The following is a 24,689-nucleotide window of genomic DNA, read 5'->3' as shown; positions in this document are numbered from 1 at the left end:
AAGTCAGATGAGGATGTGATGCGCCTGCTGGTCGTGGAAGATGACGAGATCCTGTTGGACGGCCTGAAGGTCGGGCTGCAGATGTGCGGCTTCACGGTCGACGCCGTGACATCGGTTGCCGATGCCGACGCTGCGATCGAGGCCGACAGATTTGATGCCGTCATCCTGGACCTGATGCTCCCGGACGGAACTGGCCTCGATGTACTGGCAAGGATGCGACGGTCCGGCGACCGCACCCCTGTTCTCCTGCTGACTGCGAAGGACGAAGTTGCCGATCGAATAGCAGGGCTGGACTCGGGAGCCGACGACTATCTCGGAAAACCTTTCGATCTCGACGAGGTCGCTGCCCGGCTCCGTGCCATCGTCCGTCGTGGACACGGCAGGGCCACAGGGCTTCTCGAATGGAAGGACGTGAGCCTCGACCCGGCGCGCATGTCCGCATCGCGTGACGGCATGGCGATCTCCCTCTCGCGGCGGGAGTTCGTCATCCTGCAGGCGCTGATGGAGACGCCCGGCGTCATCCTGTCCCGGTCTAATCTCGAGGAGAAGCTTTATGGATGGCAGGAGGAGATCGAGAGCAATACGGTGGAAGTTCACGTCCACAAGCTCCGATCCAAGCTGGGCGCGAGCTTCATCGAGACCGTTCGGGGCGCAGGCTATCGATTGAGGGCGGCACAATGAACTCCATACGGATCCGGCTGTTTGCAATCCTGATTGCCACGACCGGCGCGGTGTGGCTCTTCGCTGCCGCCTGGATCTATGCGAGCACGCAAGCCGAAGTCGAGCGCGTACTGGACGCGCGCCTGATGGAAGCGGCACGCATGGTGAGTTCGCTGATCACGGATCACCAGATCGATCCCTCCGCGGCAGCCAATGCGGCAACTGCCGATACTCCCCCTCCGCCATTTAAGGAAGCCGGCGGCGGCTATAGCCGTCAACTTTCCTGCCAGATCTGGTCGCTTCAGGGCAGCCTCGTCAGCCGCTCTGAAAGCGCGCCTGCAACCTCGCTGGCGAGCCATACAGATGGCTTCGAAGAAACGGAGATCGAAGGAGAACGGTGGCGGGTCTACGCCGTCGTCAATCCCACGCTTGGCGTCCGTGTGCTGGTCGGTGACAGTCTTGAGATCCGAGACCGGCTGATCGGCGACGTCATCAAGGGACTGCTTCTCCCCGGGATCGTCATTCTCCCCGTCCTGGCAGCGTTGATCTGGTTGAGCGTCGGGCGTGGCCTTGCTCCACTGACGCGTATTGCCGAAGGGCTTGCCGGCCGTTCTGCATCCGAACTCCACCCGGTGGATGCGGGATCGGTTCCGCGGGAGGTTCGGCCGGTCATCCGGGCGCTGAACAGCCTGTTCGGTCGCGTGGCTGAAGCGCGCGACCGCGAACGGAGCTTCACCGCCTATGCAGCGCATGAACTGAAGACGCCGCTCGCAGGTCTCAAGACCCAGGCGCAGGTGGCCCTTCGAACCGACGAACCGAGCGTCCAGCGTGACGCGCTGTCTCGCATCTCCACCAGCGTCGACCGAACCAGCCGGATGGTCAGGCAGCTTATCGATCTTGCCGCCGTAGATGCGTCGCAGGACGTCACGAGCGATGAGGAGGTCGATATCGCAGTCCTTGTCGGGGAAGTGGCCTGGGAGTTGGAGAACCAGCTCGCAGCGAACGACGTCCATGTGGCGATGGAACTTTCAGACCAGGCTCAGCCACCCACCGTCATCCGGGGCGACAGGATCCTTGTTCGTCTGGTCCTCCGCAATCTGCTTGAAAATGCCATCCAGCATTCCCCAAAGGCCGGCGAAGTCAGGTGCCGCGTCCTGGCGAGGACAAACGAAGTCTGCGTTGAAATCCTGGACCAGGGACCGGGAATTAAGCAGGAGGACGAAAAGCGCGTCACGGAACGCTTCTTCCGGGGATCAAAGGCGCATGGTCATGGTAGCGGGCTTGGATTGTCGATCGTCCAGATGGCGCTCGCCCGTCTAGGCGGAAGCCTGACCTTCGAGAGAGGTGCTCGCTGGTTTGTTGCGAGGGCGTCGTTTCCGATCTGAGCCCTTGGCGGCTGGCCCTGTCCTGTTGCGCTTATGGACCCCGTCTGACCCCGACGGCTCGTAGCGCAGCATCGAGCCTGTTGCCGCCCTTGGCGTCGAAGTCACCTCTGAGCGCTTTCAACGCATATCGCTCCTGGTTGATTTCCTCCGCCGTCCGAAACCCCATGCGGCGCAATACCGGCAGGGGCGGACACCAGCCTTGGATGGCGTGCTGGAACAGGAAGCCGGTTACGATTGCCGGCAATGCAGCCATCGTTTGTCTACTGTCGCCGCCAAAATGGTCCCTGTGAATGCCAAAGAGGAGGCATTTGCTTCGAGCGTCCGCTCGATGTCCCACTCCCGATCAAGTTCCGCGAGCCTCGCTGCGATCTGGTCGGGGTGGGCTTCGTAGTAGGCGAGCCTCTCTTCCATCTGCCAGCGAAGGCGGTTGTTGATCTCGTCGGATGTCTGGGCGCTGACCCGGTTCGCTGTCGTGGCCATGGTTTTGATCTCCTTTGCGCGGGAACCCCAGGGGAAGCACAAAGTTCCGTGACCGGCCTTGAAGGTAACTCACTATATAATATATTAGAACGTATAACGATATTTACGCGGAGCTAGTTATGCCTGTCACCAGTGTATCCGAGAAGCTTTCGGTCTCGTCTCAGCCAAGCGTCGAAGACATCCGTTCGCTGCGCGCGAACGGGTTCAAGACACTTATCAATAATCGCCCGGATGGCGAGGAGCCCGGACAGCCGGGAACCGAAGCCGAAGCGCAGGAAGCAAAGCACTGCAACCTGTCCTATGCGTTCATTCCAGTCACCGGAGCCACCATCACCGAGGCGGACGTGCGCGCCTTCCAGCGCGCGATCGATGAATCTGAGGGCCCCGTCTTCGCCCATTGCAAGACCGGCACCCGGTCGCTGAACCTCTATGTGATCGGAGAGGTCCTCGACGGCCGCCTGCGTGCCGACCAGGTCATGGACTTCGGACGTGAACGCGGCTTCGACACAAGGGGCGCTGCAGCCTGGCTGGAGAAGCAGGCCCCCCGCCGACCGCAGGTCAAGGGCTTCTTCGACAAGCGCACCTGGAGCGTCCAGTATGTCGTCTCCGATCCGGAGACGGGCAAGTGCGCCATTGTCGACCCGGTTCTCGACTTCGATGAGAAGGCAGGTGCGACGGCGACGCTCAATGCCGACGCCATCCTCGACTACGTCCGCGCCCAAGGACTGACGGTCGAGTGGATCCTGGACACCCATCCGCATGCCGACCACTTCTCGGCCGCCCAGTACCTGAAGGAGAAGACCGGCGCGCGCACCGCCATCGGCGAGCGCGTCGTGGACGTGCAGAAGCTGTGGAAGGGTATCTACAACTGGCCCGAGCTTGCCACCGACGGATCGCAATGGGACCAACTGTTCGCCCACGGCGATACGTTCAAGGTCGGGTCTATCGATGCGAAGGTGATGTTCTCGCCCGGACATACGCTCGCCTCCATCACCTATGTGATCGGCGACGCAGCCTTCGTCCACGACACGCTGTTCATGCCCGACAGCGGCACGGCGCGTGCCGACTTCCCCGGTGGTGATGCACGGGTGCTGTGGAGGTCGATACAGGACATCCTCGCGCTCCCGGACGAGACGCGGATCTTCACGGGCCACGACTATCAGCCGGATGATCGGGCGCCTCGGTGGGAAAGCACCGTGGCCGAGCAGAAGAAATCCAACCCGCATCTTGCCGGCGTGAGCGAGGAGGAGTTCGTCGCTCTCAGAACCAAGCGTGACAAGACGCTGCCTATGCCAAAGCTCATCCTGCATGCCCTGCAGGTGAACATCCGCGGCGGGCGTCTGCCGGAGCCGGAAGCCAACGGCAAGCGCTACCTCAAGTTCCCGCTCGATGCATTGCAGGGGGCGGCATGGGAATGAGCACCGACCTGAAGGCAATGTTGAAGGCAGGGCTTTCCCCGGTCGAAATGGCGAGCCGCGCCGAAGAGGTGGCAAACCTCCTCAAGACGCTGTCCCATCCGGCGCGGCTGATGATCGTCTGCACGCTGGTGGAGGGAGAATACTCGGTCGGCGAGCTTGAAGAGAAGCTCGATCTGCATCAGCCACATTTGTCGCAGCACCTCACGGTGCTGCGTGGCTCCGGCATCGTCGAGACACGGCGGGACGGCAAGCAGATCTTCTATTCCCTGACCGAGGAGAAGGCGGCCCAGCTGGTCGCCGCCCTCTATGACATCTTCTGCGTGAAGGACCACACATGAGCCAGTATCTCCCATCATTGACCGGCGGCATGCTGATCGGCCTGTCAGCGGTCATGCTGCTGCTCCTCAACGGCCGGATCGCCGGGATCAGCGGCATCGTCGGCCGTCTTGCCCAGGGTGTCGGCCTGACCACCAACCTGGCCTTCGTGCTCGGCCTGCTGCTCGGGCCATTGGCCTACCTCGTCATGTTCGATGGTTGGCCAGAGGTCGAGATCACTGCAGGCTGGCCGCTGATCATCGTCGCCGGGTTGCTGGTAGGATTCGGCTCGCGGATGGGATCCGGCTGCACCAGCGGGCATGGCGTCCTCGGGCTGGCCCGCCTGTCGCCGCGCTCGATGGTGGCTGTCGCCACCTTCCTGACAGCCGGCGTGGTTGCCGTTACCCTTCTGCGAGGTCTTGGATCATGAACCGGAATATCTACCAGTTCGCTGCCGCGCTCGCATCAGGCATCGTCTTCGGTTTCGGCCTGTCCCTCTCCGGGATGCTGAACCCGGCACGCGTCCAAGGCTTCCTCGACATCTTCGGCACGTGGGATCCAAGTCTTGCCTTTGTTCTCGGCGGTGCCGTCGTCGTCGCCTTCATCGGTGTTCAGGTGATGAAGCGGATGCGACACCCGGCCTTCGGCGACAGCTTCCATGTCCCGACCAATCGGCAGATCGACCCGCCGCTCATCATCGGATCCGCCCTGTTCGGCCTCGGCTGGGGGATCGGTGGCTTTTGTCCCGGCCCGGCGGTCGCGTCGCTGCCCATCGGCATCCCCCAGACGGTACTGTTCGTCATCGCCATGCTGGTGGGCATGACCTTGCACGACCGAGTATGGAGCAGACGGACGTGACCACCTCAATTCTTGCGGCAGTCGGCTCCGGCGGGATCGTCGGCTTCATGCTCGGCCTGCTCGGCGGCGGTGGGTCGATCCTGGCGACGCCGCTCCTCCTCTACGTCGTCGGCGTCACGCAGCCGCATGTTGCCATTGGAACGGGCGCGCTTGCGGTTGCCGTGAACGCCTTTGCCAACTTTGTGAGCCACGCGATCAAGGGGCATGTCTGGTGGCGGTGCGCGGCCGTCTTCTCCGCGCTTGGCGTGGTTGGCGCGCTTGCCGGCTCAAGCCTCGGCAAGGCGATGGACGGAGACCGACTGATCTTCCTGTTCGGCATCCTGATGGTGGTTGTGGGCGCTCTGATGCTCAAGCCCAGGAAGGCAGTTGCGGTCGAATGCCGTCCTGTCGACCTCCGGATGTGCCTCGCCACCGCGGCCGTCGCATTGGCCGCGGGCGCGGCATCCGGCTTCTTCGGCATCGGCGGAGGCTTCCTGATCGTTCCCGGCCTGATGCTGGCGACCGGCATGCCGATGATCAACGCGATCGGTACCTCGCTCCTCTCCGTCGGCGTGTTCGGGCTGGCGACCGCCTTGAACTACGCCAGCTCCGGTCTGGTGGATTGGTGGCTTGCCGCCGAGTTCATTGGTGGTGGCATCATCGGCGGCGTGCTCGGAATGCTCCTCGCCACACGCCTCAGCGCCTACAAGAACATCCTCAACCGCCTGTTTGCCGCGCTGATCTTCGTGGTCGCAGCCTACATCCTCTATCGCAACTGGGGGACGTCGATGATTGGCTGAGGGCGGCCAATCTCAATGTGGCGACCTCCTGGCGCCTCATAGCGGTGCCGGCGCCGAGTGAACGTCTATTCAGGACGCCGTTAACAAAGCGACACTTACTCGGACAGAAGCAAGGACCGGCGCTGCCACATGCACAGGGGCCGCTCCTTAAGGCTGCCTTAAGGTGAGCAGGTCAAGCGACAGCTTTTGAAGGAACTCCAATGCGCCTCTTCATTGTCACCAATCTCAGACCCACCCTGATGCTGTTCACAGCGCTGCTGTTCGGTTCTGCACCACAGATCGCCGCAGCCGAGGATGTCCCGCAGCCCCAAGAGTATCCCCGGATCCTGAAGGCGATCGAGCAGCAGGGACTGACAATCCTTGGAGAGATGAAGGTGCCAGGCGGTCTGAGAGCATTCGCCGCAAAAGCTGGCGCTCAACCTCTGGCACTTTACCTCACCCCGGATGGCGAACATGTGGTCGTTGGCACACTTGTCGACGCAGCAGGACAGGACATGGCGGAGACCCAACTCAAGGAGATGGTAGAAGCGCCGATCTCGGAAGAGGGCTGGCAAAAGCTTGAGCGATCCACATGGGTGAAGGACGGAAGCCCAAACGCGCCAAGGATCGTCTACGTGTTTACCGATCCAAACTGTCCCTACTGCCACCAATTCTGGAAGTCTGCCAGACCATGGGTCGAAGCGGGCAAGGTGCAGTTGCGGCATGTCATGGTCGGCGTGATCAGACAGGATTCGCCTGCCAAGGCGGCTGCCATTCTTGAGGCTAAGTCTCCTGAGGAGGCATTGGCCGAAAACGAACACAAGTACGAGGACGGCGGCATCGCCCCTTTGGAAACGGTCAGCCCCGCAATGGCGGAAAAGCTTGAGCACAATGCCACCCTGATGACCGAGCTTGGCTTTTCCGGCACCCCTGCGATTGTCTTCAGGAAGGCAGATGGCAGCATCGGACAGATGGCTGGTCTGCCTCAGGATGCCGCGCTCGAGATGATCTTGGGTTCGAGATAGCTTAACCCGCTCCGCTCTTCTATGTCTGCAATGGGCCGAAGGCTGACTACGCTCGTTAGCGTGTCATTTCGCCCTCAGCCCGAACCGACCCCAACCTCCTCTGACGGAAGATAAGGCGCCGCTGCGAAGCGGCCGCCTGAGAGCTCGCGCCCCTGAACAAGGCCGCAGGTTCGGGATCACGACGGATAGGCCGCACCCTGCAGGGCAGGGTGCGGCCGCACTTCAATGAGGCTTGTTGTCGTTTCCAGCCTTGCTGTTGAGCTCGACTTGATAGCTGAACTCGACCTTGGCGAGGAGCGGAAGCATCACGGCGATGGAGAACCGAAGTTGGCCCTTATGGGACAACTTCGCGATTTGCCGGTTGATGAACTGGCGGAGGCGACGGCCGGTTTTCTGGCAGAAGGTTACGAGCGTTTTCATCAGAGGTTCCTCCTTAGTGGTTGTGCGTAATCGCGAAGCTCGAATACGGCTGGAACCGCCGAGTGCATCGCGTAGTGATCGCAACGGAGCGACGCGGAGAGGAGAACCCTTTAGGGTTGCACGCTAAGGCGGGGCCTGCCGTATCGTGCGCAGCATTAGATTGCGTACGGCCACTAAGGAGCGGCCTGAAAACGCGGCCTTCGTAGCCCCGGCCGTCGTCTTTGTCGTCAACCGGCAAATCGTGATCCGGCCGCCAGGTCGGATCTCCATCCCCGTGATGCTGCAGCAGTGGTTGCGCTCGCGTCGACGCTCCTGGCCGGAAACGACAACAAGCCTCAGTGAGCCGTCCCGCTTGCGGGGCGCGCCCGTCGTGAGGGGGAAGGGGAGTTTGAGGGGAGGGGCCGAAGGGGGCTCCCCTCATTGCGGTTGGGTGCCGCTCGATGCGGCGCTCAAGCGCTCCTAAGCCTGGGCGGCCTCGCGCTTACGCAACAAAAACCGCTTCAGGCTCCATCCGGCTCCCAAGATGTAGGGTGGCCGTCCAAGAGAGTAGTGCCCGCAATTCAGCCGCAGCACGCTCACTGTGGCTCCGGCATTCTTCAGCCGTTCTAGCAGGCGTTCTGACACGTCCGGCAAAACAACCGTGTCCCTCGATGCCAGAATGACATGAAGTTCGAGGCCTGGCCGCGCCAGCCTGTCCGCATGGTTTTCGAGGCTGAGTGGTGCCCACGCTCTTTGCAGCTGGGCAAGCGTAAGATACGGCTCGAGGCTCTTTCGGATCGATCGGGTTGCGCGCCCGGTCCATACCATTTCGGCAAGGCTTCCTGCCGTGAGGAAGAGCGACGCCCGAGAAACGGCGGGCTCATGTGCCGCGACCAGTCCGGCTATCCATGAACCAAGGCTCATCCCGAGAACGGAAACATCCCGATATCCCTCGCGCTTCAGCCAACGAGTGAGCTTGCGCCCATCCCATACAGCCTGTCTGACGGCTTGCACCGTGCGGCCGAGATTGGCGCTGAGCATGTAATCGGCATAGAGCGAGCCGGGCCGCTTGCGCTCCAAGTGGTATGGCATGGCGATCTCGATGACCGTGATCCCTTGCCAGGAGAGGAACCCGGCAATCTGCCGGTTCCGACTGGTCGCGTTCCAGTGATGGAAAATCACCACCGCCTGATCGCGTTTTCCGCTTTCGGTGATCCTGGCCCACACGATGTTGTTTTCGGCAACATCGGTTGCAACGTCTGAAGGGAATTTCAGCCAGCCATCCCGCAGCTCGAAGCTATGATCGCTCGCATCAGGCGGCTCAAAAAAGTCCGGATCAGCGGCGGCCGTTTCCCCGAGAACGCAAAACTCCTCCACCGTTTCAGCCGCCCCCGTGCTTGGGAATGCACGATGCGCGTCCAGAATGAGGTCCGTGATCTTCTTGGCCTCTTCGCCGCGCTGTGCGCGATCCTCGTCCCAACGATCAAGCCATTCATGAAACATGGCTGTCGCCTCCTATCTGACGGGTGCGCCAAACTGGCCTGAACGCCGGATCGAACAGACCATAGGTTGCGATCAGACCGGCAACGAGCAGCAAGACCGAGAAGCCATCGAATGCGTCGATCGACATGTATGAGACGAACAACAGACCGATCACAGCGGACATCTTCCACAGTGGCGCCCGGAGATGGTGATCATCACCCAAGCGGATGGCCCCATAGAGAAAGACGCTGCAGGTCGAAAGCACGACGAGCAGGCTGCTGTAGTGGGTGGGCATGATGTAATCGAAGCTTCGATCTCCATCGTCGTAATTTGCCAGCGCAGCCCAGACATCGCGAACCAGCCATGTAACAAAATCGGGGCCTTGCGAAGCGAGATAAGCGCTCTGTGCCTTCATGCAGATGGCGGCAAGGACGACGAGGACGGCATCTGAAGACCCCCCGCATGATCCGCAAACCGATTTCACTGACATCTGGCCCGTGACCCTGCTCGCCCCGAAGCGTAGTTTCGCGTTTGAGCTTCCATAAATCATGGAGGATTGTGTGCAGCAGGATCAGGCCGGCGAAGAGAAGATAAAAGCTGACGGACATGTAGAGATAGGCAAGGGCGGTAAACACGATTGCCGCCGGCGTCGACAGGATATCGGGTCTGGTGATCCCGATCGTTCCCCAGCTTGGGGCAAAATCCTGTCTTTGCTCAAGCAGCGGGATGAGCTGCACGCCGATCCATTGCACCACGCCCGCGAACAGAACGCAGATGACGAACACCGCCCAATAGGTGTGGGAGTTGGCCTGCAGATTTCGCGTCCAGGCTTCGCCGCTTTTCGGGCGATCAACCTCTGTCAGGAGCCGGAGGCGGCCATCATGCTTCCAGAAAACCAGAAGCTCGATGACGATGGCAAAGAACAGCGGCAGCAGCACCATGAACAGGAAGGTCCAGTTCGGTGCCCAGAGGAAGCCAACCTGCTTTTCGATGCCGTCTTCCCGCATGTAGGTGATGCTGTGGATGCCGAGGATGTAGGACAAGAACCCCAAGGCAGAAGAGCCAGCAAATATCGAAGCCGGCAAGTTCAGATCCGACCGTTCAGCAAAAATCGCTTCCGTCTTGATTGCCAGACCCGATCGCTCCGCCGGCATCGGTTGGAGGTCGACGGATAGCAGTGGCGTCACCTGCACCGAGTCATCGACTAAATCTGGTGGTGGCATGTCGGGCACGCGAAGGGCAGCGACATTGCCGGTTTTCTTCTGCTCGCGTCGCTTGGCCGCCAGGCGCGCTTGGGCTGCAGTGAGCTCTTTCAGCCACTCATTCGTTGCCTCACGATCGTCGCAACCGAAGATGCGGGCAAGCCAGCGAATGTTGGCCGGGCTAATGCCTTTGTCGTTCTCCTGAAACCAGAGCTGGACCGTGCGAAGATCCACCCCGACACGGTTGGCGTCGATCTTTGAGATCGCCTCCGCCAGCAGCTCCGGGGTCCACGGGCCTTGGGGAAAACCGTCTTCACCCAACAGGCGTCCTGCACCCGCAGCAGCCATTTTCTTGAACAGTTCCTTGAAATCGCTTGCATCAGCAGGGGGCGGAACAAAAATCTTACCGTTTTTTTCCAATGACTTACAGCCCAAGATTTCGTCTTGTTTCGTATCCTATCGTGCGTTGTGGACGATTTGATGGTCTGAGACGATCCCCAATGCAACTAGATCGGTGAGGCATCCGCCATGCTACTGTCGTCATCCAGTTCGCGTTCGTCCCCCGAAACAGTTGCGGCTCGATGCAACAAACCGACACGGGTATTACCGACGCCCAGGAAAGCGGGAACGGAGGTCGCAGTCAGTGCGACAAGAGAAGGACCCTCGCTTCGTGAGTTGATCGATCAGCATGCAGCCGCGCTTCAAGGGGGGAAAAAGGCGAAAGCACGTCGCATGGCAATCCTCAATTATCAGCCGAAAGACGACGGAGAAGCGAAGCTGAAGCTGACCTATCTTGCGGCCTATCTGATCGCGACGAGAGGCACGCTCACGGCTCAGGAAATGCAGTCGATCTCACACACCACCAACAACGGGTCAAACGTTTGACGTCCAGATCCTGCCCCTTCGTCTGCGGTAGCAATCGGGCGGGAGGGGAGCCGAGGGAGGGGAATGGGCTCCCTTCGGGCGAACCGCAGTCCGCTCGATGCGGCCAGGTTCGCAACGGCCAAAACGATGACGGGGCCGGCTCTTTCGAACCGGCCCCGCAACAAAAGCGTCAGACTATTGTCAGCGTAATAAGCCCAATCGATCGCCAAGGCTAAGCGGCGTCGGCGTGCCCGCCTCCTTTGTCATGGCGATGATGGCGTTCTGTGACAGCCCTTCGATCTCATAGCCAAAACGGCGCGCGCTCTCGATGATCGATTCAAGGCTTGGGTGCTGATCAAGAAGCGTCCCGAACCACAGCGCGTATTCGTCGGTTTCCTCATCGGGAAACGCCTGCAGAAAGAAGGTGCGCAACGGCGGATCATAGCCGATTACGGCATTCTCGTCAGTTTCTCCGTCGGTCTTCACGGTCACGGTGTAGCGGCTCAATGGTGTCCCTCCTGATGTCGGGCCGCCTCGAAATGCGGCCCAGGTCCTATTTGAACAGCGGCATTGACCGCTTGTTGGTCAGGCTGGCGCATTCGGTGTCAAAGCGGTAGCCGTCCCAATCCTTCCAGGCTTCCCAACCTGTCGCGGCGGCGCGTCCACACCAGACGCGACCCTGACCTTATCGTCTCCAAGGTTCTCGACAACCTCAACCGTGTGGCTCCCCCCTAAACCGGAGGGCGTGTCGAACACCTCGACGCTTCGGCGCTGGCCTTTGCTTTTCATGCTTCGCCTCCTATAGCCGGAAATGTGCAACCAAGCCCTGATTGGCTCGGTGGCTTGCCAGCGCGTAAGCGCAAGCCTGGGCCAGCAGGTCGGGGTTCGCGGTCATGCCCGATTTTGCGCGCCCCTTGATGTCGGCTTTCAAGTCGTCATCACTCGTCCCGACGTGCATGTTTCCGACAATCCAGCGCAGTTGCGCATAGGGGATCTCATCGACGCGCCGAACAGGCAGGGCAGAGATCAGGCCCTTGCGCTGGCTGGCCGCCTCTCCGGCTTCACTCGCTTCCTCCTTGGTCGGGAAATAGGCTTTCACCAGCTGGCGGCGCTGCGCGTCGGCGGCGCTCATGAAAGCGTTTGAGCCGTCTTCTTGGGTGTATAGGCTCCAATCGGCGGCACTACCGCCGAACATGGCATCGCCTCTGCCGGAAAACTCCATGACTGTAAAAATCTGCTCATTCATGTGGGGAACCTCTTTTTCCGGGGCTGATCAAGCGGCGCTGTCGCCGCTGATCGATTTCAAAACTAGACTTGCCGCATAGCGTCCGGCCTCGTTCAAGTTGCGCTGCCAAGCCCCCTGCGACGGCGACCAGCGGAACCCGTGAGATTTCAGGGTGCGCCGCGTCTGTTCGTCCGGCTTGCCGGGAAACAGCAACTGAATGCGGGCCATGTCGGTATTTTCCTTGACCGTGACGGCTCCTGCCTCCGTCTCGACGTCATCGGCGCGGTCACCGCGCTTCTTCATCGCAGCAAGCGAAGCGAGGCGGGTTTGCATGCGGCGCAGCTCGGCGCGGGTGTTGGTGGTGGAAAAGCCGCGTCGGTTCTGCCAAGGGGCAAGGGTGACGCCACGCGATGCCCTATCCTCGTCCATGCGGGTTTCCGCAATCACTTGGGCCAGAATTTCGGCTTCGCTCGCCTGATCCTTCTCCATTCGGCGAATGATGACATTCGCCCGTTTCATCCGGTCGATGGACAGGGTGCGGTCCTCGACAACAGCGATGATCATCGGACTACCCCCGCCATGACGGTTGGCTGTGTGCGGGTGATGCGAGTCTGAAACCCGATCAAAGCGCCGCCTAGAATAACCCCATGGGAAGAATCCTCGTCCGCCTTGGCAAAGACCGGATCAAGAACCGGCTTGCAGACGTTCAGGCGGGCTGCTGCTTCTTCAATACTGATCTGCGGCGGTAGGACATGCGAGCCGTCCAGACTGGCAAGAACGATCTTTCCGGCCAATGGCTGCGGGTAGCCGTCAAAGACAGTGAAAGCGGTCAAGCCGTCGCGCAAACCCTCCTCATCGACGATAAGAACGTGGTTCGTGTCGAATGGCACCACCTCGACAAGCTGGCATCCAATCAGCCCGTAGGTCTGAGAGAACGCGCTCGGTGCTGCGACCTGTGCGGCTTGAATGGTCCCGGCTTCTGGGTCCAGCAGGTAAACGGTTGCGGTTGTAGTCATAGTTCTCACCCTTTCTCCATTTCCGCGAAGCGGTCTTCTCATGCCCCTCGTGGGCAGGAGCCCCGCTCCTGTTCCCGAGTTCGCGCGGAGCAGCGGGGGAGAGGGTGGCAAGGGGATAAAAACGGAGGGGGTTCGCCCGCCCGAGGCAAAGCCGAAGGGGCGTCGCGTCAGCGGCGCTCCTGCACAAAGCGCTGCCCCAAGGCTGCGCGAAGGAAGGACGGGGAGACCGTTTTTTCCCCTTGTGAGGGAGAGGGGACAGCGCTCCTCTTTCCCTCATCAAAGAAACAGACAGGACGCCTCCGGCGTCACTGCTTTATCCTGGCCGAGACCCGGCAAACCGTGCTGATGCGGATGACTTTGAAGAGCAGTAGGGGAGGGGAAAGGCCGCCCCGATACGAGGCAGGGCGGCCTCCGTAGGCACATGACAGAAAAGGGCTAGAGATCTGCCACGACCTGACCTGATAAGCGGGCAATATGTGTCGATTGCGGAAAGCTGTAAATGTTCCGAACCGATTTTTGCCCAAGATGCATGGGATTGAAAGCGAAGCCGCAGCGCAACCGATCGTTACCCGAATGGGCGGAGACAGCGGCTGCTGGCTCCGTGCCGAAGGCATAGAGCGGGGTCGCCAAGCGATGCGCCAAAGCAGCCATTCAGGGTAGACTTTCGAGGCGCCATCTTTAATTGTCCCGGAGGAACAACGATGAAATTCCAGTGTGGTTGGTGGCAATGGCAGGTTTCGGACTCGAGCAGTGGGTAGGCCATCTCGGACTTGAACGCGTTGACGACCCGAACAAAGATCATCCGATCTATCGCAAACGGCTCGACGGAAAGATCATCGACCTCAAGGAACTGGATCAGCTTGTCGCTCAAAGGCTCCGTGAGCTGCGAACCGACCGACAAATTGCGCAAGCGAAAGTCGCGACCCTCCTGGGCCTAAAGGAGGCAACCTATGCCCGATATGAAAACGCCTCATCCTTGATGACCGTCGGACGCCTGCTCCACGTGTTCGAGGTCCTCGATATTACTCCGGAAGAGTTCTTCGATCCTTTCATCAAAGAACGGCCCCCTCAATCCGAAGGCAACTCACAGGAAGCAGAGAGAAACAAGCTGATGGGAGAAACGGTCGACCACCTGCAGAAGCTCGACGATACGACCTTGAAGATGGTCCATGACCTGGTGATCGCCATGGAGCCCCGGACGATCGGAAGGCAGTAAACGAATGGCGCGGCGAAAGCCGCGCCATGACACTCAGCGGGTTGGGTTTGGTTTCCACCGCGCGCCGGCCGCCTTTGGCGAACAGCCGGCGCTCATGCAGCGTCCTTTCCGGCCCCTCTGGCGAAGCCATCGCTCGGATCGATCGGCGCAAGTCCGAGATCCGAGGAAGACAATGAAGAACATCGGAGCTTTCAGCATAGCGCCGCCCCTCCTTCAAGGGCGGGAAAGCGGGAATTCTCGACACGGTTTTGACGGAAGAAGGGAAGCCGCAGGAGGCTTAGCATAGCGCCGCGAAGCGGAAGCCGGGACCGACTTCCCCCGGCAAAACCGTTCCGCTAAATTCGACAGTGACAGAAAAGGTGATGCAATGACCAATGCTTTTGACCAGGCACTGCAAAAGGCAACCGGCGGCTACCCAGTCGATACGTTGATCGTAACCAAAAATGAAGATGGCGAACCCGAAGTGTCCATGTTCGTCCTCGATGCGGACAATCAGCTGCTTCACGTTTCCTATGACCCAGAGGGCGGTATCATATTCAAAACCGCTCAACAGGACGAGCTGCTATTCTCGCGCCAACTCCTTGAGACCATCGCGAAGATGCAGGTTTCGGCGGACAGAAGATGGAAAAAGCTTCAGCGTCATTGGGTGGACGACAAGGCGACCTGGGAGGGCTTTGAACATCTTCTCGATACACCAAATATTCAGTGAAGCGAGCGCGTCGGCTCCGGCAGCAGCTTTACCATCTGCTTTACGACTGTTCGCAATTTCCTCCAGTCTCGCAGATCGCCTTCGTTCACGCGCTCCTGGATCGCCGTTAGGATCCATCCAACGCAGGCGATATCGTCCGCAGCGCGATATTTGTCTGACCTGTGGAAGCACGCGACGATACGAGGCCGCGCGCCTTCCTCGGTCTTTGGAATGTGCGAAACCAGATCCTGCGCTTCTCGATAGGCATTTGCCACACGTTTGAGGTCGTCTGGCCCGGCTTGGGTGATCATGCCGACGGTCCACATCAGCGTGTTTGACAGGTGTTCCGTTTCGTCAGTCATGGCGATCCCTATTCCTCTCCATTGTGACAACGCCTCAAAAAGTTAACACCACGCGGACACTCGCGTCAGGTGCAAATCTGCAGATTAGGCTCGCGTCATGTTCCATCTTGACTTTTAGCGGCCCATGCGTTCCCTGTTTGTTCCTTTCATTCCGTATCACGAAAGGACCAGTTTGAAATGCTCGCCGGCCTGAAAATCGAGGCAGAAGTCTACGTGCCTCTCATGCTCCACGGGTTATGCGCCGGCTTTCCATCACCCGCTGATGACTACATCGAAGAATCGATTGACCTCACAAAGCTCCTGATCCGGAACCCGCCGGCGACGTTCTTGTGGAAGGTCGACGGAAATTCGATGCGAGACGCGGGAATCTTCCACGGGGATTTGATCGTGGTCGACCGCAGCCTGCGCCCGGTCGACGGCGATATTGTCGTAGCGACCGTTCATGGCGAGCGGTCGTTGAAGCGGCTGCGCATGACGGGTGGTCGCCCGCGGCTGATGTTCGAGAATTCGGACATGCCGCTGTTCGACCTTCCGGAGATTGCAGAAGTCGAGATCTGGGGCGTGGCACTCTGCAACGTTCATTGGCTGCGACCGAGGAGCAAGGGATGACTTCCTTCGCACTGATTGACGGCAACTCGTTCTATTGCTCGTGCGAGCGCGTTTTTGACCCTTCCATTGCAAGGCGCCCGGTGATTGTCCTGTCCAACAATGACGGTTGTGCAGTTGCCAGGACGTCGGAGGCCAAGGCGCTCGGAATTGGCATGGGCGAACCATACTTCAAGATCCGTGACCTCTGTCGCGATAACGGCGTGGCGGTCTACTCCAGCAACTACACCCTTTATGGCGACATGAGCGCTAGGCTGAATGCGATCTATCGGCAATGGTCTCCGGATGTTGAGGTCTATTCGATCGATGAAAGCTTTCTGGATATGACCGACATCAGGCCCGCCGATCGCGTTACTTTCGGCCGCGATCTTCGGTCCACGGTTCAGCAATGGACCGGGATCCCGACATGTGTCGGCATTGGCCCGAGCAAGACACTGGCGAAGTTCGCAAACCACGTTGCAAAGAAGAACCCGGAGCTTGGCGGCGTCTGCGATCTGACAGATGCAGCCGTTCGGCAAAGCTGGCTCGATCGCGTCGAGGTGGGGGAGGTTTGGGGCGTTGGATCGGCATCAGAGCGAAAACTATTCGGCCTGGGCATTGAGACAGCCGGCGACCTGGCCCGCGTTGATGCGCGGCTTGCTCGCAATCTCCTGAGCGTGGTGGGCGAAAGGACGGTTCTGGAGCTGCAGGGCATTTCATGTCTTCCGCTCGAAGATGTACCGCCACAACGGAAGGGCTGCGCCGTAACCCGATCCTTCGGATCGCCGGTTACGGATCTGGCCGGAATGCTCGAGGCGGTCGCGGCCTATGCGATGAGGGCAGGAGAGAAGCTGCGCCGGCATGGTCTCGAGGCAACACATATGGCGGTCTTCATGCACACGTCGCGCTTCAATCAGAAGGACAAACCTCACTCGGCACAAACGACAGTCCATTTCCCCGAGGCTTCCAACGACACTTTTGACTTGATCCGGGCCGCTCAGAGCGGAGCGCGCAAGATCTTCAGGGACGGCCATCGTTACACGAAGGCCGGCATCATTATGAATGATCTGGTGCTGGCCGCATCACAGCCGCGGCCCCTGTTCGACGCGCGGGACCGTGACCAGTCGGAACGGCTGATGACGGCGCTGGATGCGGTCAATGGGAAATTTGGGCGTGGTTCGCTTATCCCGGCCTCGGCCGGCGTCAAGCGCGATTGGCAAACCAAGTTTGACCGCCGATCGCCGCGATACACAACCAATATAAAGGAGCTGCCAGTCGCGCTGGCAAGATGAGGTCGAGGCCATGAATGAGAAACCGCCCTAGTGGGGCGGCTCGTCGCTGATCAGCGCTTCGAAAGCAGCATCCTCTTCGGCAAGCTTCGCTTCGGCCAACGCTAGCTCCGCTGCGATCTGCTGGCGCTCGGCCTGGTCGATGGACGCTGCAAGTTCGGCGCGCAGTTCGTTGATGTGGTCGTAAGTGGTCATCGTCGGCTCCTTTGAATGAAAACAAAGGTGCCGGACCGATAAGGGGGGGGTGGGTCAATGACCGCCGAAGGCGGCCTACGGGGCGTGGGGGAGCCGATTTCGTTGCGCAGCAGCGAAATTGGGGGAACCGCGTATCATTGACGCGAGTCCTCCCTTGTCGGTGTAATTGGCCAATGTTGAGAGAGAAAATTCCTGTCCGTTGTTGGTTGCTTTCCCTTCCTCCCCACAGTCTCGACTTAATTCCTATCGAGAAGGCCTGCCCGAAGCTTAAAGTTGTCTTCCGCGCCAAAGCCGAACGGATAGGAGGGTTTGTGGAACACCGTCTGAGAGATCGTCACCCGGTTCTAATCGCAAGAATACGCCAACTACTTCAAATCATGCGGAAATGACCTCGAGTAAAGCGCACGCCCTCTAGGCCGACCGCCGGCTGCGGCTTACGACCGCGCCTACCAGGCGCGGCTTGCCAACAAAATCCAACGCCTGCGACCCGGCGCGGGACTGAAAAGGGCGCTGGACTATGCCTGGCTACGCAATCAGGCGCAGGCTTGCTCGGACGCGATCAGCAGTGCTTCTGCAGCATGTTCGTTTCAGCTGAGACCTACCGGCGCCGAAGCTATCTGCTCCATCATCTTGCCGACGTAGGTCGTCTTGTCTTCCTCTTGGAAGAGGATGTTCCGTGCCTCCATCGCTGGCTTGTCGACACCCCATTGCAGTCTCATGACGTGCGAGGGCGTGTTCGACACAATGAAGCTGCTTAACTTCACGGAAGGCTCACCAAGTCGTCGCTCGATATCCTTGATGGTCTGAAAGAACTGAATTTTGGGATCATTGAACCCGATGTTCCGAATTCCTTTAGGATCGACGAAGGCGATGAACTGCTTGCTGCCTGAAATCAGCCAGAGGATAAAATCCGGATGAAAGTTGCCGGCTTCGAAAAAGCCAACGCCTCTACCCTTACTCAAATTGCGCAGCAGATAGAGCTCTTTGTCAGCGAAAAACGCTGGCGTCTTGTCATGGAATGACTTCACGTCCTCGATCAGATTTCGCTCGCCTTTGTTGAGCGGGACTGGACTGACTTCGACCACGTTCTGATCGAGATAAAGAAGCGGTTCATAGAGATGCCGCCCGAACCAGACCGCCTTCATGCCGCTGAATTCCCACGGCTTCAAATCACCTTTCTCGATCAGGTCCTTCAGCTCAGTGAGCTTCGTCACAATCTCTTCCTGCGACCGGTCGAGTAGGATGCGGTAGTATCCTTCGCCGTCTTCATCTCGGCCCTTGGGGAAGTTCGGATCGTTTTCCGTCAGTTCCTGAAATTCGAGATGCGGCAACTCCCATTCACGCTTGCGGAACGTGTAGTAGCGCTCCGTGAACTTCTTCAGCAGCGACAGGGCGATTTCTTCCCAAAGTCGAACTTTCTCGAAAGAGTCACACGCCAGTTCTTCGGCCGGGATGAGCAGCTGATACCAGCTCTGATCAGCAAGCAGATCGGCAATGCCCTCTGCAGACAGGTTGAGATTGTACCAGCCGCGCTCGGCCTTGAACCGCTCAAGCTCGAAGTAGAGCCGGTCAAGGTCAAGGAACGCGATATGCCTTGTGTTAAGATGGGCCGGGTTTGGTGCTGCCTCGACATCCCCGCCGGAGACGCCGCCCGATTTCATGGCCTGTATTTTCGGATACCAGTTCAGGACGACTTGGTTCTTCTGAAGGTATTCGGTAGCCTCTTCCTTGGCAGGATCTGGCTTCGACAGCGTGGGAATTGGCCCCAATCGCCGAAACGCATCTCCGAACTCGGTGCTGACGCCGTTGATCGTATTCTTAAGGCGGATCATCTTGAGCTTCTGGGTTCCCAGGTTCTTGATGATCGGCAGCATGAACTCGATACGGTCATCGTTGACCGGCAGCCCTTCCTCTTCAAGGAAGTCGCGGAATTGGGACATGTAGTCAGCTCGAATCCCGAAGATAGAAAGTGTCTCCAGCAGTCCGATGTGCTTGGGGCGCTCGATCTCGTCGGGCAACTGCGCCTTGCCGCTGCGCTTGAGGCTCGCACCATAACCCTTGAGCCGCACGCCGCGGCCGAAGAGCTGGATGATCTGCGAGCCTTCGGTCTGACCGACATTCATCAGACCCATTGTACTCACGCGCCAGCTGTTCCAGCCTTCGGTGAACTTCTTTGAGCCGATTAGTAGGTTGACGGTCGACTGCGGCGTGTTGATCCCATGGAAGAGGGAGCCCGCGAACTCGCTGTCCTGGGTCGATATCCCATTGTCTTCACACAGCTTGACCAGCTTGGTGTCGTCGCCAACGTTGATCACACCGAAGGGTTCATTGTCGCCGACACGCAGTGCGATCTCGCCAGTTGCGCCCTTCAGGTTCTCGACATGGAGAGCGCCGCCACCTGTGGCGTTGAACAGGATCGCCAGCGTTTCGTCGAAAACCTGTGCGGAGGAGAGGCCGAGCGTGTTCAGATAGGTGAAGCGACCTGCGAACAGATTCTTCCCGCCTGCGGTGACAAGGCCCTGATTGAGGACGCGCTCGATCCGTTCAATACTTGTAGAGCGGTTGGATAGGTATCGGGAGAGGAACTTCAGGATCTCGATGATATCGGAGGCATCTCGCGAGGCCAGCGTTTTGGTTACGCTGCCACCGACAAAAATCCAAAGCGGCTTCTCAATGTTGAACGGGCGGAACGCAGAGCTCTGCTCCTTGAAAAGCCGCTGCTGCTGAAAGAACGCCAAGAGGCACGCGACCAGATAGGCGTCGAGATGGTTGGCCTGCGTGCCCTCGTCGAGGTTGAGGATCTGGTAGTCTTTTCCGAACCCGTCGCCGTAGAAATAGCGGTATGAGTAATCGAACAGGATGCTCTTGGCGTAGGTGTCTGTGAGCGCCCGATTGCCCTTCACCGCCTGCCCGAAGGTGGCGGAGTATTCGAACGAGAATCCCTTTTCGCAGAGCGCATTGCGGAAGCGCATCCATGCACCTTCCTCCCCACCTGATGCGCCGCGGTGACCCTCATCGACCAGCACCAGGTTGTTGCCCTCGAAGGCGTCGATGGCGATGGTCTTGTCGCCCATTTCGTCCTTGAGTTTGTGGATGTCGAGGATCTCGATTCGCTGGCCGGCGAAGAGCCCGGTACCATCCTTCCGGAACAGTTCGGCCGCGAGCCCCGCTGCCTCGAACTCCCGCAAATGTTGCTGGCTTAGCCCCTCGTTCGGTGTAAGCAGGATGATCCGGTTCAGCTCGCGGCGTCGGCCATGCTTGTCGAGATAGAACTGGTATTGAAGGATGTTGGCATGCATTAGCAGCGTCTTGCCGCTGCCCGTCGCGCTCCAATAGGCAATCTTATTGATCTGTGACCATGCCTCGCCGTCTTCCTTGAAAGGCGCTATGTGGTCTACCTCTGCCTTGTCCGCATTGCACGCGGCGACCTGCTCGTTGATCGCGCTCAATAGCGCGGTCGGATCGCTGAAATAGCGATCAAGATAGATCTCGGTGAAGAGCAGCGTCAGGTACTGGAAGTATTTCCAGACGATCGGCGGTTCGCCGCGCGTGATGCGCCGCTCGTTTAGGCGCTGGGTGTGCTTGACGATGTTCTGGTCGTATTCCAGCAGGAGCTCGGTCGGCAGCTTGGTTAAATTGAAAAGCTGCGCCGTTAGGGCATGGTGAAAGTGATGGACGTTGTTCTCGTCCATGCCTTCCAGCTTCTCGTTGCGCAGATGCTCCGCCAGCTGCTCGAACCGCTTCACTTCGAACAGCGATAGCAGCCACTGGTTCAGAGCCAGCTTGTGAACAAACTTGATTTGGGGCTTGCCAACGCGCGGCTTTGATTTGGTCGCGGTGCGGGCCATCACAGGCCCTCCGCGTCGAACATCAGCCGGTGAAAGTCCTCTTCGATCAGGCGGACCTTCCATCTGTCATCAGCCGCCTTCAGGTTCTCTAGATTGTTGTCGCCGTTGACGTAGATGAGGCCGAACTCGCTGTCCTTGGCGGAATAGCCGGCGCGCGTGAACCAGGTGTCGAGCATGAGGTTGTCCTGCTGGGGATTGCCGGTGAGCTTGCGCCAAATGATCAGCGCGCGGTGCCCTTCCGGTGTGGTGCCGGTCACGGTGCGGAACCACCATGGACCGGCTGCATCTTGGCGCAACCGCCCCTTAATGTTGAGCCGGCCCTCCGTGTCGCGCTCGAACTCAGCCGTGAAGGACTGCGGCGCTGCGACGCCCTGCACAGTGAGGCCGATTAGCCAATTGAACGTCTCCAGAAGATCGACGTTCACCTCCCGGCTTTCGTCTGATCCCGGACGCTTGACCTTCAGCTTGTAAGCAGTCGGATCGGCAAAGGCCTTCACATTCAGAAGCGACTGACTGCCGCGCGTCTCCACGTCGAGCATGTAGCGGAGCATATACTGCTCCTTCAGGCGATCGGCGCCCTGCGCTTCGGCGGATGCCAAGAGATCATCCTGTTGCGGCAAGCGCTGCGGGGCCAGATTGTTGAGGGCGTCTTCGTAGGATTCGAGACGCACAACCTTGTAAATGGCGCTCACACCGTCCCCGGACCGGGGCATACCATCCTTCCAATCGCTAGCATATGTCGCCTTGAGAATGCGTGGCTTGGTAAGCGTGTCAAAATGCAGGCCCATCTCAACGGTCAAGAATTTCCGGCGCCCGCCATCTTCGCGGTTCGCTTGAATGACGGCATGAGCCGAACTCCCGCTTCCACCGAAGAAATCGGAGAACCAACTATCTGGCTTGGTGGATTGGAGAACGAATTTCTTGACGAATTTTGAGCTCTTTGGCGAAAGAAAGAGTCCCGATTCACCAAATAAATTATTCAACTCAGCTTCACCGTCATTGTATTCATAAAAGACGCTTGTTCCAATGTTGGTCTCTACCTCATGTAGAAACCCTTTTGTCTGTGGGATTTTTGTCTCGTCGTCGCCCCAGGCTATACGCTTCTCAGCCTCAAGGGTTTCGAATGATCGGCGATCGCCGTTGTTTTTGTCTGGCTTCGCAGGAAATTTCCATCCTGTCAGTGGATGCGGGCAAGGCTTGCCTGTCGCAGGATGAATTGGCTTATAGTATCGGTAGTTGGGGTGGTTGGGGTCCTTGGTGGTCGGCGACTGTTTGGAAGCAGGCGCTCCGGTCGGCATTTCGCGCCAAACCCATAGCTTCGCTTTGCGCTGCCGAGCCTCCTCTTCCTGGACATAGACACCGGAAGCGTCGCGATACTCCGCGCGATTGTAAGGGTACAGCCCGCGCCAAGGGTCTTGCCGCTTGGCGTCGGCGTCCCACTCCTGTCCGTTCGCCTCGACTTCGGCTCTATACTCTTGCCTGTGCTTCTCGAAGAGCTCCTGTATCGCCTTCGACACATCGCTCAGCGACGGATAATCGGCATCCAATGCAGCGATCAGTTCCATCACCTCGGAGAACCCTGGCTTAGGTTCACGGAACATGGCTTTGTCGGCCTCCACGGATGTGCGGTCCCTGGCATAGACCTCAACGTATTCGTGGTTGGTGGAATAGTTAGGAAGCTGACTATTGGCGGTCGCCTGCGTCCAAATAAGTTCTTCAATGTGGTTCTCAGCGCCAAAAACATCATCAAGAGCGTGCTCAAGAATAGTTCGCTCGGTCTTATCGATGCTAACAAAAATTGCCCCATCCTGCCTTAGGAGTGGATGGCAGGCGGCAATTCGGTCTCTCATCAAAGTCGCAAACGAGGAGTGCTTGTAGTTGTTCTTGTAGGGGATCGAGCTGCTGGCAGTGTTGTATGGAGGGTCGATGTATATGGATTTGACAACGTCACTAAAACGCCGGTTCGCCAGCGTTAGTGCGTGAAAATTGTCCGAGTGGACCAAAATTCCACTCAACATAGCATCGATTGCATCTTGCAGGACAACGATGCTTTCTACGAAAGCGGCATCGAAGAAGGAGGTATCCAGAACAAGAGAAGTATTTTGCTTAAGAAACTCGACAGATAGGGGAATTGAAAAACCGTCCTTGTTTCTGATCCCGAACAGCCGCACCCACTCCTCGCGCTGTGCGTCGTTGGCGGCGATCTCCGGGTAAAACTCCTCCGGAATCCGATCCAGCGTGATGCAATAGTTCGTCTCGACAACGAACTTTTTCTTCAGCCACAGCTTCTTCTGGAAATCCTCAAGCTGTGCGATGAAGTTGATGACCTTGCCCGCAATCCGGCGAATCACCTTGATCTTTGAAAGATATTGCTCGACGCGCGGCGCAGTATCGCTCTCGATGTCGTCGAGATGCATCACCTCGTTCTTGACGTAAAAATCCAGCTCGCGTCGCAGGAAGCCGCCCAGATCCTTGTGGATGAAATAGTCGAAGGTGTTACGGGCGGTGTATCGCTTCAGATGCCCCTCAACGCGCGAGTGGCCGGGCGCTTCACCGTTCAGGTTCACATGCGGCTTGGCGAGTTCGGCAATCCACGACGTAAAGGCGGCATCGGTGACCTTCAGGATGCGGCTCACGGCTGACGACGTGAGGTCCTTCTGCGCCGGCGGCTTCTTCTTGCCCTCGCGCTCGGTCTCCGGCCAATCTGTCAGGGTCGCCGGACGATAAGCAAAGCGCAGAACCAGATCGCCGTCTTCCTCGGCGATGAAATCCTCGGCCGCCAGGATGAAGACGCGGTCCTTGCCCTCAGCAGCCTTGATGTTACCGTGCTCACCCTCCGCGGCATCCACCAGCCGGAAATGGACACGCATGGGATTGGTCACATCGTCCGGCTTCAGACGGAAGGCGTAGTCGCGCAGATATTCGCTTGTCTTGATGTAAAACTGGTCGCGGTTGGCCCAATGGAGTTTGACCTCCTCGCCCTCATATGGGATCGCGTAGACGCCCGGCCGATAGACGCGCTTGGCCAGAAAATCACCCTCGGAATAGTAGCGGCGAAAGAAGCTGTAGAGATGGTCGTAGACCTCGTTCTCAAGCACGCCGATATCGACCGCGTCGTTGGCCAGCTTGGCGCGCAGGTCCTTGACCTTCGGCAGCGTCTCGGGATCGGCGCCGAGGCTCTGCGCCTGCTCGATCGCCTTGGCAAGTTCCTTCTCAAGTTCCGCCTTGTCGGCCGTCTTGTAAAGGCCGAACGCTTGGCGGACCTGCGGTAGCAGGTCCTTGTCGAGGAACTGCGTCACCTCGGCGCTCTTGGCGTGCATGATCCGGTAAAGGCCGAAATCCAGGTCGGGCTGATCGAGCTGGAACAGCTCCTTCAGCAGGGTTTTCAGCTTCTCAAATTTCTGACTCATACGCGTCTC

Annotated in this window: 23 protein-coding genes and 2 pseudogenes; 13 read left to right on the top strand and 12 right to left on the bottom strand. The window is 59.0% G+C overall.

What is annotated here, in order from left to right; translation table 11 throughout:
- Positions 1 to 18 precede the first annotated feature (18 nt).
- The gene (locus ACQZ5H_RS26020) at positions 19 to 681 is read left to right on the top strand and encodes a response regulator (protein ID WP_077549657.1); all 663 of its coding nucleotides are present in this window, start codon (positions 19 to 21) and stop codon (positions 679 to 681) included.
- A complete protein-coding gene (locus ACQZ5H_RS26015; RefSeq protein ID WP_077549656.1) occupies positions 678 to 2,045 on the top strand; it encodes an ATP-binding protein in 1,368 nt (455 codons plus the stop codon). The genes ACQZ5H_RS26020 and ACQZ5H_RS26015 overlap by 4 nt, the downstream gene beginning before the upstream one ends.
- A 31-nt stretch (positions 2,046 to 2,076) precedes the next feature.
- Here the strand turns inward: ACQZ5H_RS26015 and ACQZ5H_RS26010 are convergent.
- Positions 2,077 to 2,525, bottom strand: a pseudogene (locus ACQZ5H_RS26010) (hypothetical protein).
- Positions 2,526 to 2,644: 119 nt separating this feature from the next.
- Here ACQZ5H_RS26010 and blh point away from each other — a divergent pair.
- The 6 genes from blh (at position 2,645) to dsbG (ending at position 6,899) form a co-directional block, all read left to right on the top strand.
- Positions 2,645 to 3,943: a bifunctional sulfur transferase/dioxygenase Blh gene (blh, locus tag ACQZ5H_RS26005; protein WP_109707831.1), complete on the top strand. Its 1,299-nt coding sequence runs from the start codon at positions 2,645 to 2,647 to the stop codon at positions 3,941 to 3,943.
- The gene (gene bigR / locus ACQZ5H_RS26000; RefSeq protein ID WP_097142925.1) at positions 3,934 to 4,281 is read left to right on the top strand and encodes a sulfite-sensing transcriptional repressor BigR; all 348 of its coding nucleotides are present in this window, start codon (positions 3,934 to 3,936) and stop codon (positions 4,279 to 4,281) included. Before blh ends, bigR begins: the two co-directional genes overlap by 10 nt.
- Positions 4,278 to 4,688: a YeeE/YedE family protein gene (locus ACQZ5H_RS25995; protein WP_077549654.1), complete on the top strand. Its 411-nt coding sequence runs from the start codon at positions 4,278 to 4,280 to the stop codon at positions 4,686 to 4,688. The genes bigR and ACQZ5H_RS25995 overlap by 4 nt, the downstream gene beginning before the upstream one ends.
- Entirely contained in the window at positions 4,685 to 5,116 is a 432-nt protein-coding gene (locus tag ACQZ5H_RS25990; RefSeq protein ID WP_077549653.1) for a YeeE/YedE family protein, read from the top strand. The genes ACQZ5H_RS25995 and ACQZ5H_RS25990 overlap by 4 nt, the downstream gene beginning before the upstream one ends.
- Positions 5,098 to 5,895 carry a sulfite exporter TauE/SafE family protein gene (locus ACQZ5H_RS25985; protein ID WP_077549652.1) on the top strand — a complete coding sequence of 266 codons (798 nt, stop codon included), beginning with the start codon at positions 5,098 to 5,100 and terminating at the stop codon, positions 5,893 to 5,895. The genes ACQZ5H_RS25990 and ACQZ5H_RS25985 overlap by 19 nt, the downstream gene beginning before the upstream one ends.
- A gap of 200 nt (positions 5,896 to 6,095) precedes the next feature.
- Positions 6,096 to 6,899, top strand: coding sequence for a thiol:disulfide interchange protein DsbG (dsbG, locus tag ACQZ5H_RS25980; RefSeq protein ID WP_077549651.1), 804 nt, complete (start codon positions 6,096 to 6,098; stop codon positions 6,897 to 6,899).
- 222 nt (positions 6,900 to 7,121) lie between these two features.
- Here the strand turns inward: dsbG and ACQZ5H_RS25975 are convergent, their stop codons facing one another.
- The 3 genes and pseudogenes from ACQZ5H_RS25975 to ACQZ5H_RS25965 form a co-directional block, all read right to left on the bottom strand.
- The gene (locus tag ACQZ5H_RS25975) at positions 7,122 to 7,319 is read right to left on the bottom strand and encodes a hypothetical protein (protein WP_449099379.1); all 198 of its coding nucleotides are present in this window, start codon (positions 7,317 to 7,319) and stop codon (positions 7,122 to 7,124) included.
- Positions 7,320 to 7,778: 459 nt separating this feature from the next.
- On the bottom strand, positions 7,779 to 8,801 hold the full coding sequence (locus tag ACQZ5H_RS25970) for an alpha/beta fold hydrolase (RefSeq protein WP_449099378.1): 1,023 nt from the start codon (positions 8,799 to 8,801) through the stop codon (positions 7,779 to 7,781).
- Positions 8,791 to 10,402: pseudogene (locus ACQZ5H_RS25965) on the bottom strand (RcgA family putative transporter). Before ACQZ5H_RS25965 ends, ACQZ5H_RS25970 begins: the two are co-directional and overlap by 11 nt.
- A 312-nt stretch (positions 10,403 to 10,714) precedes the next feature.
- Between ACQZ5H_RS25965 and ACQZ5H_RS25960 the strand changes: the two are divergent.
- A complete protein-coding gene (locus ACQZ5H_RS25960) occupies positions 10,715 to 10,867 on the top strand; it encodes a hypothetical protein (protein WP_449099377.1) in 153 nt (50 codons plus the stop codon).
- A 180-nt stretch (positions 10,868 to 11,047) separates the two neighbouring features.
- On the opposite strand, the gene ACQZ5H_RS25955 is transcribed toward ACQZ5H_RS25960, so the two are convergent.
- The 4 genes from ACQZ5H_RS25955 to ACQZ5H_RS25940 all read right to left on the bottom strand — a co-directional run bounded on the left by ACQZ5H_RS25955 (position 11,048) and on the right by ACQZ5H_RS25940 (position 13,087).
- Positions 11,048 to 11,353 (bottom strand): hypothetical protein, encoded by a 306-nt coding sequence (locus ACQZ5H_RS25955; protein ID WP_449099376.1) that lies wholly within the window; start codon positions 11,351 to 11,353, stop codon positions 11,048 to 11,050.
- 292 nt (positions 11,354 to 11,645) lie between these two features.
- A complete protein-coding gene (locus tag ACQZ5H_RS25950; RefSeq protein ID WP_113465165.1) occupies positions 11,646 to 12,092 on the bottom strand; it encodes a hypothetical protein in 447 nt (148 codons plus the stop codon).
- 27 nt (positions 12,093 to 12,119) lie between these two features.
- On the bottom strand, positions 12,120 to 12,635 hold the full coding sequence (locus ACQZ5H_RS25945) for a hypothetical protein (protein ID WP_449099375.1): 516 nt from the start codon (positions 12,633 to 12,635) through the stop codon (positions 12,120 to 12,122).
- Positions 12,632 to 13,087: a DUF3846 domain-containing protein gene (locus ACQZ5H_RS25940; RefSeq protein ID WP_449099374.1), complete on the bottom strand. Its 456-nt coding sequence runs from the start codon at positions 13,085 to 13,087 to the stop codon at positions 12,632 to 12,634. Before ACQZ5H_RS25940 ends, ACQZ5H_RS25945 begins: the two co-directional genes overlap by 4 nt.
- 727 nt (positions 13,088 to 13,814) lie before the next feature.
- Between ACQZ5H_RS25940 and ACQZ5H_RS25935 the strand changes: the two genes are divergently transcribed.
- Both ACQZ5H_RS25935 and ACQZ5H_RS25930 read left to right on the top strand, forming a co-directional pair.
- Positions 13,815 to 14,303, top strand: a complete 489-nt coding sequence (locus tag ACQZ5H_RS25935) for a helix-turn-helix domain-containing protein (protein ID WP_449099373.1) — start codon at positions 13,815 to 13,817, stop codon at positions 14,301 to 14,303.
- Positions 14,304 to 14,670: 367 nt separating this feature from the next.
- Positions 14,671 to 15,012: a hypothetical protein gene (locus ACQZ5H_RS25930; RefSeq protein WP_449099372.1), complete on the top strand. Its 342-nt coding sequence runs from the start codon at positions 14,671 to 14,673 to the stop codon at positions 15,010 to 15,012.
- Here the strand turns inward: ACQZ5H_RS25930 and ACQZ5H_RS25925 are convergent.
- Positions 15,006 to 15,353: a hypothetical protein gene (locus ACQZ5H_RS25925; RefSeq protein WP_449099371.1), complete on the bottom strand. Its 348-nt coding sequence runs from the start codon at positions 15,351 to 15,353 to the stop codon at positions 15,006 to 15,008. The two genes, ACQZ5H_RS25930 and ACQZ5H_RS25925, sit on opposite strands and share 7 nt — an antisense overlap.
- Positions 15,354 to 15,530: 177 nt before the next feature.
- Here ACQZ5H_RS25925 and ACQZ5H_RS25920 point away from each other — a divergent pair, with 177 nt between their 5' ends.
- Positions 15,531 to 15,962 (top strand): LexA family protein, encoded by a 432-nt coding sequence (locus tag ACQZ5H_RS25920; RefSeq protein WP_225246477.1) that lies wholly within the window; start codon positions 15,531 to 15,533, stop codon positions 15,960 to 15,962.
- Positions 15,959 to 17,230, top strand: a complete 1,272-nt coding sequence (locus tag ACQZ5H_RS25915; RefSeq protein WP_449099370.1) for a Y-family DNA polymerase — start codon at positions 15,959 to 15,961, stop codon at positions 17,228 to 17,230. Before ACQZ5H_RS25920 ends, ACQZ5H_RS25915 begins: the two co-directional genes overlap by 4 nt.
- Before the next feature lie 27 nt (positions 17,231 to 17,257).
- On the opposite strand, the gene ACQZ5H_RS25910 is transcribed toward ACQZ5H_RS25915, so the two are convergent.
- The 3 genes from ACQZ5H_RS25910 to ACQZ5H_RS25900 form a co-directional block, all read right to left on the bottom strand.
- Positions 17,258 to 17,422 (bottom strand): hypothetical protein, encoded by a 165-nt coding sequence (locus ACQZ5H_RS25910; RefSeq protein WP_449099369.1) that lies wholly within the window; start codon positions 17,420 to 17,422, stop codon positions 17,258 to 17,260.
- A 587-nt stretch (positions 17,423 to 18,009) separates the two neighbouring features.
- On the bottom strand, positions 18,010 to 21,270 hold the full coding sequence (locus tag ACQZ5H_RS25905) for a DEAD/DEAH box helicase family protein (protein ID WP_449099368.1): 3,261 nt from the start codon (positions 21,268 to 21,270) through the stop codon (positions 18,010 to 18,012).
- Positions 21,270 to 24,680, bottom strand: coding sequence for a DNA methyltransferase (locus tag ACQZ5H_RS25900; RefSeq protein ID WP_449099367.1), 3,411 nt, complete (start codon positions 24,678 to 24,680; stop codon positions 21,270 to 21,272). Before ACQZ5H_RS25900 ends, ACQZ5H_RS25905 begins: the two co-directional genes overlap by 1 nt.
- Positions 24,681 to 24,689 lie beyond the last annotated feature (9 nt).

The organism is Rhizobium sp. 21-4511-3d (assembly GCF_053522545.1).
The sequence above is the reverse complement of the archived record's forward strand: the minus strand, read 5'-3'. Positions and strand labels throughout refer to the sequence as shown.